This window comes from Citrobacter sp. Cpo142 (assembly GCF_030332425.1).
Classification (GTDB): domain Bacteria; phylum Pseudomonadota; class Gammaproteobacteria; order Enterobacterales; family Enterobacteriaceae; genus Citrobacter; species Citrobacter portucalensis.
The window spans coordinates 1-9,808 of record NZ_JAOWHW010000057.1 but is presented as its reverse complement, the minus strand read 5'-3'; the positions used below and the strand labels follow the sequence as shown (position 1 = coordinate 9,808).

Below are 9,808 nucleotides of genomic sequence, written 5' to 3'. Positions count from 1 at the left end.
AGGCTGATTCAAGGCATTTACGGGAGAAAAAATCGGCTCAAACATGAAGAAATGAAATGACTGAGTCAGCCGAGAAGAATTTCCCCGCTTATTCGCACCTTCCCTAAAAATATCCCCTTCCTGGCGGTGGATAACCCGGCGGATTCTGCTGTGGAAGCCGTACGTGCGCTACGAACCAGTCTGCATTTCGCTATGATGGAGACTGAGAATAACATTCTGATGATCACCGGTGCGACGCCAGACAGTGGTAAAACATTTGTCAGTTCAACTCTGGCAGCGGTGATCGCCCAGTCCGATCAAAAAGTGTTATTTATTGATGCCGACTTACGCCATGGTTATTCGCATAACCTGTTTACCGTGAGTAATGCACATGGCTTGTCGGAATATCTGGCAGGTAAAGATGAGCTCAACAAAGTGATCCAGCATTTTGGCAAAGGAGGCTTTGATGTGATTACTCGCGGTCAGATGCCACCTAACCCGGCTGAACTGCTGATGCGCGATCGGATGCGTCAATTACTGGAATGGGCGAACGACCATTACGATCTGGTGATTGTCGATACGCCGCCGATGCTGGCGGTGAGCGATGCTGCGGTCGTGGGGCGCTCTGTCGGCACCAGCCTGCTGGTTGCGCGTTATGGCCTGAACACCGCCAAAGAGGTGAGCTTGTCAATGCAGCGTCTGGAACAGGCAGGCGTCAATATTAAAGGCGCTATCCTCAATGGTGTGATTAAACGCGCCAGCACCGCTTACAGTTACGGCTATAACTATTACGGTTATAGTTACTCCGAGAAAGAGTAAAACTGAAGGTAAAGTGACCGGATGCGGCGTGAACGCCTTTTCCGGTCTACGCATTAGACAGTTCTTCGTTTGTCATCAGCCTCAGAGCATTCAGGTAGCTGAATGCTCTTTTTTATGCATTACAAACTGCACGCCGGTATGCGTGCTTCATTCACGATTTGCGTAAAACCGGCCAACGAACACATGCCCTGCGCATTTCGCTCTTCACATCCTGCCAGGGTCAGTTTCACCTCTCCGGGCGGCGTATTTAATGACAGCGGCGTTTTATCACGCATCTGCTGTAAAGTCTGGAAGACCAGCGAAACCTGAATCCACTGGCTGTTATCGCTTAGCCGACGCCAGCGTTCAAACACCAGTTCACCATCTGGCGGCGTGTTATCCGGCTGACCTGGAAGCGTCCAGTTGAGCTCCAGTGCGCCGCCGAGATTTGCCAGATTAGTATCGTGTCCGGCGATAAACAGCACTGAAGTGGGTAATATCACACCATACGCCTGTTTTTGCGGTGGATGGGGCGTCAACGCTGTCATGATCAAATCCAACAACGGGGTGGCGCGGCTGCGGGCAACCTCCGGCGTGCGTTGTAGTAAATAAAATTGCGCGTTATGCAAACTTAGCAACGTGTTCCACTGGTGTGAATCAGTGATCCTTCCCCACCCCGGCTCCGGCATTCCCTGTGCTTGTTGCAGGAGAAATATCTCCGTCAGCATTGATGCGAGGCTTACCGCACCGGTTAATGAGACATTGTCGGCGCTCACCTTGAGTTCCGATGGTAATGCCTGCGTTAATGAACAGCTTTCGTCCTGTTTCTCACGGTTAAGGCACAAGTTTGATTGCGGAAAATTAAGCACCCGTTCCAGTTCGCGAAACGCCGTTTGCCGATGCCCGGTAAAGTCAGCAATTGACCCTCCTGCCCTGCTGAGGATCGCGTCAGTCACGTTCGCGTTATCCAGTTGGCAAACGCCAGTTTTTAGAGGATTAAATAACGGATCGGGACTGGACGTATCTGCCTGGGTATGTACGGTTATTGCACAGTCAGGTGCCAGCCCGGCGGCGAAGGCTTCGCCTGTTTTACGGGTACGCTCGTCGACATCAGCAATAATCGCGACCTGACCAGGCTGCGGGCAGCCCTTTTTCGTCAGCAATCCGTCGGCTACCAGACGCTGGCGTTGGTAATGTCCGAGATAAGCGATTAGCTCACCACCGCGCGGTGTCAGCCAACCCAGTTTTACCGGCCAGGTTGGCCATGCGTCTGGGGTGACATCCTGCATCAGTTGCGTGGCCTTGGTTGGGGCACGCACACCATGACGACTGACAATCACCACACTTTCCAGCTTCAGCTCCGGCTCACTCTGAGCGAATGCAGATTGCGGGGTTAACGGAATCAGAAGAGATAAAAATGGGATCAAGATCGCTTTCATCGATATGTTTCCGCTTTTCATATCCGACATTATTGATTGCCTGATACGACGCTAATGCGCCGCATCAGACTTACGTTCGTTAACTTTTCAATCGCGGGTCCAGCCATACCAACACAAGGGTGGAGAGCGAACACATCAACAAAATGCCGACGAACCAAAGTAAATACCACATTGTTCCTGCTCCTTAGTACAGCTCGTTTTCGTTACGGCGGAGAGTTTCTGTCGTCATGCGCCCCCACATTTTGTAGTAGCTCCAGAGAGTGTAGAGCAACACAATGGGCAAAAATATCAGCACGATTACCAACATAATACTCAGCGTCAGCTGACTGGAAGTGCTGTCCCACAACGTCAGGCTGGAGATTGGACTCACGCTTGACGGCATGACAAAGGGGAACAGCGTGATGCCTGCCGTGAAAATCACGCCAAATTGCATCAATGATGCCATCAAAAATCCCCAACCCGGGCGACCACGATAAATCGCCATCACCGTCAGCAATGGGCAGAAGAACCCCAGTAGCGGGAAGATCCACAAAACGGGCGACTCGACAAAATTATTCATCCAGGCACCAGGTAGCACTGCCACCAGTTTCATTAACGGATTGGAAGGACCGTTAGCATCCTGGGCGAGCAGTACAAAGCCATCAATACCGACCCACAGCCAGTAACCCGCCAGCAAAAAGCACAGCATCACCAACAGTGCAGCGCGTTTAGTCGCCAGCTGTGAACGCAGATGAATCACACCAACAGTTTTCAGTTGTAACCAGACGCCACCTTGCAAAATCACCATCCCAAGGCTGAGCAATCCGCACAATAAAGGGAATGGCGTCAGCAGTTGCCAGAAGCTGCCGAGATACTCCACGCGTAATTGCGGTGTGAAGGCAAACGGCACGCCGAGCAACAAGTTGCCGAAGGCGATACCGAAGACTACCGGCGGCACCAGACTGCCGATGACCAGACCGGCATCCCACATTTTACGCCAGCGTGCATCGGCGATTTTTCCGCGATAATCAAAGGCCAGCGGGCGGAAGAACAGCGAGCACAGCACCAGGATCATCGCCACATAAAAGCCGGAAAACGCCGCTGCATACACTCTGGGCCAGGCGGCAAATAATGCCCCACCTGCGAGGATCAACCAGACCTGATTGCCTTCCCAGTGCGCACCAACGCTATTAATCACTATCCGGCGTTCATCATCATTACGCGCCACCAGCGGCAGCAAACAGCCGATCCCCATGTCAAATCCGTCGGAGATCATAAAGACCACCAGGATCACGCCAATCAGCAGCCACCAGATGAAGCGCAATGTTTCATAATCAAACATGATTTTCTCCTTTACCCCTGTTGCTGCGTCGGTTGTTCACTCTGCATCGCGCTCGGCCCCAGACGGGCATATTTCTGCATCAGGTAGACTTCGGCGATTAAGAACAGGGTGTAAAGCCCTACGATCATGATCAGTGAGAAAGCCAGTTGTCCTGTGGTTAAGGCGGAGTGCGCGGAGTATGTCGGTAAGATGTCCTGTATCGCCCACGGCTGACGACCAAACTCGGTCATAAACCACCCGGCTTCAATCGCAATCCACGGCAACGGCAAACTCCAGAGCGCCATTTTCAGCACCCAGCGATGCTGGTCGATTTTGCCACGCAGCGTCTGGACAAGCGCAATCAGCATCACCAGTAGCAGCAGGGAACCACAGCCCACCATGATGCGGAAACTCCAGAATACCGGCGCAACCTGAGGTATTGCACCACGCATCGCCGCCTGGTACTGTGCGGCTGTGACATGATTCATATCCGGCGCATAGCGGGAGAGCAACATGCCGTAGCCCAGGTCACCTTCCAGTTCCCGGAATGCCTGCAACACATGCGGCTCACGATTGCCTTGCGATATTTCCTGCATTAACAGCCAGACCATACGTCCGCGTTGCAAGCGTGGGTAGGTTTCAGCCATCAAATTCTTCAGACCCGGCACGGGTTTATCTAATGAGTGAGTGGCGAGGATTCCTAGCAGCGCGGGAATTTTGATGGCAAAGGCGTTACGCTCTTGATCCTGTTCCGGCCAGGCAACCACATGGAACGGTGCAGGTGCAGGTTCCGTTTGCCACTCCCCTTCCATCGCCGCCAGTTTTACCGGTTGTACTTGCGCGACTTCATACGCAGAACTGTCTCCGAGTTGCAGCGTGCCAATAATCGCCAGAGTACCGAAGACGGAACCGATGGCAAACGAGCGTAATGCGACATCGCGCTCCCGTCCGCGCAGTAAATACCAGGCGCTGATCGCCATAATAAACATGGCCGAGATTTTGTTGTTCTTTTAGAGCCTGAGGTTTAGCGTAAGCGGGAGCCAGCCTGTAAATACCATCACCATCGGGGACGATTCTGTCGCCCAGACGATTAAGATCACGATACAAAGTACGCTCACTGATGTTGAATTCGTCCATCATCTTCTTACGTGATACAAAACTGTACTGGTAAAGTTCTGCAATAATAGCGGTTATTCTTTGTACCATTACCTCATGCCCGCTCATGCCCGTTCTCCTTGTAATTTTTCCTTGAGATTACCAGTTGCTACTGACAGGGCATGTCAGTAGCGACTGGAGGATCATGTTTTCATATCGGCAAATTTCTCACATAACTTAAGGAGATTAAGTCGAAAAGTCAGTTAATGGATTTTGCGGTCAATAACATAATCAGTCTCCTGCAGGCAGTCGCGAGTAGCCACTCAGAGGTGAAAGAACAACTGACGTGTCAAGGCTTCAAAAGCGGAGTATGCTGAGATTCAGTCGATTAGAGCCAGGCTGAAAAAATCTTTATAGACTTAGTTTGTTTTGCCTCAGGACTGACTGCAGCCAAACGAGCGTTCATCTCGGCTGTATGACTTGGTCCGTTCCTTCGCAAAGTAGCTCAGACGGAAAGTGAGCTTATCGTAAACCGCACGATAGTCTGTGGCGTTGGCATCCAGATAATACAGGGGATTATCTGGGATGTGGACCAACGTTCGGTATTCGGGGTAAGGGCCTAGTTGCAAAGCGCTCAGCCAGGCTTCACGTATCAGGCTGGCTAATCCCGTTCCCCCTTCTCCATAGCTCCCAAGTCCATTGAATGTGTCTTTGTTCACGAAAAGTACCATGTGGTAATGGGACTTCTCGTTTATTTCTCCCACTTCCCGAACCCAGGCGTAACGCAACTGGCATGGGTAGCTCCTGATGCCATTCTTTATTTTATTTCGGTACCGAGCATCGATTTTTGCATTAAGCGATTCAATGAAACGGGATATCAGACCACTATTCCTATTACAGTTGTCATCAGGCAGACGTAGATCGACACGGACAGCCATTGTCCTTGGGTGTTGTGCTATAGCGTTATCAATTACACCCAGCATCCGTTGCAAATACGTTGTATTGAATGGGGCATGACGTTGGTCAAGATAAATATCATTAAGCATAATAGATTCCTGTGATCTGAATATCGGGCAGGACGGAACCTTACCCGCGATGGTTGAGGTAATTAGGTGGTATCAAATCTGGCTTATTGAGTTTGTGTTGGATGTTAGTTGGGTGATGCTGACTAAATTGCTTGGTGTGTATTGCGTAGGTGTGTATTACTGGAATATTGGGGTTTATGTACTGATATATATTAACAATCCGTCACGTATTAATACTCAACATTCAGGCCAGATGCGGTTTGATATTTCATTGTGTTAAATTATTTACTCCGAAGTTAATGTCGTCTGAAAAAAATGATTAAGGGGTGGCTATAACTTATTTCAATCACGGTGCATGATCAGAGTGTCATTTAAAATTAAGCAGCAAAAAGGGCATGGAGTTTGATAAACACAGTCCAAAATATTTAATTTCTGGAATCATTAATTTTAGCCTGCAACCACTCCTCCAGGTCGCTTTTTAACCAGCGAGAAGCTCTACCCATCTTAATGGGTTTCGGAAATACCCCTTCCTGTATCAACTTATAGAACCATTTATCACTCAGGCCAGTAAGGCGTGTGATAAACTTCATATCGATGAACTCATCTTCCAGTAGTGCAGGTTTAGTTTTCATGCTGAGTGTCCCATTGCGAGAAGAGCACCGGAGCAGGCGATAACTAATTGTTCACGCCTTCTCCTCCACATGAATGGGGTGTGACGTAAAAAAAGATCTGGAAGGAGCAGTTGAGCTACCCAACTAAGAATGCATAGATACGGAAAACCTCGTGTAACGCTGTTCTCTGACCGTTACAATTTGACGGATGTCGAAACTTTGTAGAGTGCAATCATGAAAATTATTCAGAGTGGTGAGTTGATCAGTACTCTCCCCCAATTTACCAGAGGCAGAAAAATCACAGGAGGCAACCAGCCATTAATCACTTACTAATCAGTTAGTAATCACTACTTTATCATTAAAAAATCAGCAAAAAACCAGTCAACAGTCACCTTGCAGATGCCAAATCATCATGGTTCATTTATACTTTTGAAAGCATCGGACAGATGTGATATCACACTGGAGGGTACATGCTTAGGTATGACGAAGTGAGAGAGGAGTTCTTTTCCCTTTACGTTCTGAGTCTGTATTACAACGAAGATTACATTAAGCAGGCGAGTAATTTCGACACGCCTGAGGAATTTCAAAAACTCATTAATCATATATTGAACACTAAATTCCTATTCAATAATGAAGCAATACAAAGTGCGCGTACTTACTTGAAAAAACAGTTCCATTACAAAATCATTGACAAAGAGAAGTTCGATTGTTTCAAAGGTTCTGATAGAGGATCGTGGTTTGCCTTAATGTATATATATAACAACAGAATCAGTCCTGAAACCTCCTCGAGCGTGAATATCTTTGCACAAGATAATATTTACAACCCGAACTCAACTCCTGCATCCTTTTTTGAATTTGAAAACATTGATGAAATTAAAAATTTCTCACTTGATGAAGTACAAGCCGAAATGCAGATGGGAATCTCCCCTAGCAATAAAGAAAAAAATAGAGATACACCTGAAAAATACTCGCGTAGATTTTATTTAACATCTGGCGCAGATCCCGACAACTACAGCCCGAATACAACATCCGAACAAGAACGCATTTGTACTTTGATGAGGTTTATTGATTTAGCTCCTGTAAGTTTAAGTCAGAAAATTTCTTATTTTCGTAAGTTGCATGATAAATGGCTAGAGCAATATAATACATTCCTTACTGATTATGACTGGCTAGATAAAAAAGATGAAAAGCAAGCTATCTATTGCTGGGAGTATCTGAGAAATAAAAATATGATCCCCTTTTATTTAAAACCATATAACACTGCAATGAGAATACAGATGATCATTGCATGCATGGATAGTTGGGACACTGGAGTTGAAGAAAAATATTTCTTTATTCAGAAAATGAAGCATGCTTGGCAGCAGGCTGTTTCATCACGTAAAAAAGACAAAAAGTAGATCAAGTTAATAATTTTCAGATATATATCATCCCTTTGAACATACCAGATTAACGGTGGAATCTCACGATTCTGCCGTTTTTGTATTATTTTTCAGAGGAGTAGTAATGAACAATTCTGAAGGATTGAAGCCGTTTCAGCAATCGCTCGCTGGTCTGCCACAGTGGGTGTCTGAACGTATATTGCAGCAGATAAATCAGTTAACCCGCTACGAGCCAGTGATCGGCATTATGGGTAAAACCGGTGTTGGGAAGAGCAGTCTGTGCAATGCCCTGTTTGCCGGAGATATATCACCGGTCAGCGATGTGGCTGCATGTACCCGTGAGCCGCTGCGCTTTCGCCTGCAAGTCGGCGACCGCTATATGACGCTGGTGGACCTGCCCGGCGTGGGCGAAAGTGGTGCTCGCGATACCGAGTATGCTGCGATGTACCGCGAACAACTCCCCCGGCTCGACCTGGTTCTGTGGCTGATTAAGGCCGATGACCGGGCGCTGGCGGTGGATGAACATTTTTATCATCAGGTGATTGGAGAGGTATACCGGCATAAGGTGCTGTTTGTTATCAGCCAGTCGGATAAGGCCGAACCCACCAGCGGTGGGGGACCGTTGTCCACGGCGCAGAAGCAGAATATCAGCCGTAAAATCTGTCTGCTGCATGAGCTGTTCCAGCCCGTACATCCGGTGTGTGCCGTGTCGGTCCGTCTTCAGTGGGGACTGCGGGTGATGGCCGAGCGAATGATTAAGTGCCTGCCACGTGAGGCCACCAGCCCGGTGGTGTCGCAACTCCAGTCTTCCTTTCGCACGACGGTAGTCCGGGAACAGGCTCGTAGCGATTTTGGTGAAACCGTCGGGGCCGTACTCGATAGCATCAGTGCCTTTCCCCTGATACCCGCCCCGGTACGGGCTGTCATTCAGGCCGTGCGCACCACGGTGGTGTCAGTGGCCCGCGCCGTCTGGGATTTCTTCTTCTGAGTATTTAACCCATCCCTGTTACTTCCCTGCCCCTGTCGCCGATGCGACGGGGATCCCTTTTATTTGTTTTCCCGTTATGAGGAGTCTGCTTATGACCCGTCTGGCTTCGCGCTTTGGCGCAGCAAACCTTATCCGTCGCGACCGTCCGTTAACCCGTGAAGAGCTGTTTCGCGTAGTGCCCAGTGTATTCAGTGAGGACAAACACGAGTCCCGTAGTGAGCGTTATACCTATATACCCACCATCTCCCTGCTCGACAGCCTACAGCGAGAAGGCTTCCAGCCATTCTTTGCCTGTCAGACCCGCGTGCGTGACCCGGGTCGTCGTGAACATACAAAGCATATGCTGCGTCTGCGGCGGGAAGGGCAGATCACCGGTATACAGGTGCCGGAAATTATTCTACTCAACTCTCACGATGGAACCAGTTCGTATCAGATGTTGCCGGGACTATTTCGTGCGGTTTGTCAGAACGGTCTGGTCTGCGGCGAGTCGTTTGGCGAGGTGCGGGTGCCACACAAGGGGGACGTGGTGAGTCAGGTGATTGAAGGCGCGTATGAGGTGCTGGGGATTTTTGACCGGGTGGAGGAGAAACGGGATGCCATGCAGTCGTTGCTGTTGCCACCCCCGGCACAGCAGGCACTGGCAAAAGCCGCCCTCACATACCGCTTTGGTGAAGACCACCAGCCGGTGACTGAATCGCAGATCCTCTCCCCTCGCCGCTGGCAGGATGAGAGCAATGACCTGTGGACCACGTACCAGCGTATTCAGGAGAACCTGATTAAGGGCGGGCTCAGTAGCCGTAATGCCAAAGGAGGACGGTCACATACCCGTGCCGTTCGCGGTATCGACGGGGACGTGAAACTTAACCGGGCACTGTGGGTGATGGCGGAAGCCCTGCTCACGCAACTGCAGTGACCGTTTAATGTTGCTGCTTTGTTAATATCGGACACCACCTGTCCGCATCGCACCGTGCTGACGGTCCTCACTCACCGAGGGAAGGCCTGTAACCCCCGCTGCCTCTGGCTTTTGCAGAAATAAAAAATAGTTTCTGCTGTGTCCATACCCTGTCCGCCCCTCTATTTAAAATAATCACATCATTTTCAGTCAGTTAAATTCCACGGAGAACGTCTCATGACACAGGCAGAACGCCGCCATGACCGGCTGGCTGTCAGACTGTCACTGATAATCAGCCGTCT

General features: G+C 49.4%; 9 protein-coding genes and 3 pseudogenes. 5 read left to right on the top strand and 7 right to left on the bottom strand.

The features are described from left to right. Positions 1 to 105: 105 nt before the first annotated feature. Positions 106 to 798, top strand: a pseudogene (locus tag OGY18_RS02890) (polysaccharide biosynthesis tyrosine autokinase); the annotation flags it as partial. 119 nt (positions 799 to 917) lie between these two features. Here OGY18_RS02890 and appA read toward each other — a convergent pair. The 7 genes and pseudogenes from appA to OGY18_RS02860 form a co-directional block, all read right to left on the bottom strand. Further along, on the bottom strand, positions 918 to 2,216 hold the full coding sequence (gene appA, locus OGY18_RS02885) for a bifunctional acid phosphatase/4-phytase (RefSeq protein ID WP_045351206.1): 1,299 nt from the start codon (positions 2,214 to 2,216) through the stop codon (positions 918 to 920). Between the two features lie 79 nt (positions 2,217 to 2,295). Continuing rightward, entirely contained in the window at positions 2,296 to 2,388 is a 93-nt protein-coding gene (gene cbdX, locus OGY18_RS02880; protein WP_000270305.1) for a cytochrome bd-II oxidase subunit CbdX, read from the bottom strand. 12 nt (positions 2,389 to 2,400) lie between these two features. Beyond that, positions 2,401 to 3,537 carry a cytochrome d ubiquinol oxidase subunit II gene (appB, locus tag OGY18_RS02875; protein WP_000460803.1) on the bottom strand — a complete coding sequence of 379 codons (1,137 nt, stop codon included), beginning with the start codon at positions 3,535 to 3,537 and terminating at the stop codon, positions 2,401 to 2,403. Positions 3,538 to 3,548: 11 nt separating this feature from the next. Further along, positions 3,549 to 4,508: pseudogene (locus tag OGY18_RS02870) on the bottom strand (cytochrome ubiquinol oxidase subunit I); the annotation flags it as partial. Positions 4,509 to 4,611: 103 nt separating this feature from the next. Next, positions 4,612 to 4,722, bottom strand: a pseudogene (locus tag OGY18_RS27290) (helix-turn-helix transcriptional regulator); the annotation flags it as partial. 323 nt (positions 4,723 to 5,045) lie between these two features. Further along, positions 5,046 to 5,657: an inovirus Gp2 family protein gene (locus OGY18_RS02865; RefSeq protein ID WP_008325050.1), complete on the bottom strand. Its 612-nt coding sequence runs from the start codon at positions 5,655 to 5,657 to the stop codon at positions 5,046 to 5,048. A 404-nt stretch (positions 5,658 to 6,061) separates the two neighbouring features. Further along, positions 6,062 to 6,268 carry a helix-turn-helix transcriptional regulator gene (locus OGY18_RS02860; protein ID WP_001547758.1) on the bottom strand — a complete coding sequence of 69 codons (207 nt, stop codon included), beginning with the start codon at positions 6,266 to 6,268 and terminating at the stop codon, positions 6,062 to 6,064. A 449-nt stretch (positions 6,269 to 6,717) separates the two neighbouring features. Here OGY18_RS02860 and OGY18_RS02855 point away from each other — a divergent pair, with 449 nt between their 5' ends. From OGY18_RS02855 to OGY18_RS02840, 4 genes are all read left to right on the top strand, one after another. Further along, complete coding sequence (locus OGY18_RS02855) at positions 6,718 to 7,644, top strand: hypothetical protein (RefSeq protein ID WP_032170235.1); 927 nt, start codon at positions 6,718 to 6,720, stop codon at positions 7,642 to 7,644. A 106-nt stretch (positions 7,645 to 7,750) separates the two neighbouring features. After that, positions 7,751 to 8,614, top strand: a complete 864-nt coding sequence (locus OGY18_RS02850) for a GTPase family protein (RefSeq protein WP_001548935.1) — start codon at positions 7,751 to 7,753, stop codon at positions 8,612 to 8,614. A gap of 91 nt (positions 8,615 to 8,705) precedes the next feature. Continuing rightward, complete coding sequence (locus tag OGY18_RS02845) at positions 8,706 to 9,527, top strand: DUF932 domain-containing protein (protein WP_286551657.1); 822 nt, start codon at positions 8,706 to 8,708, stop codon at positions 9,525 to 9,527. 216 nt (positions 9,528 to 9,743) lie between these two features. Continuing rightward, a partial coding sequence (locus OGY18_RS02840) for a hypothetical protein (protein WP_286551660.1) occupies positions 9,744 to 9,808 on the top strand: 65 nt, incomplete at its 3' end.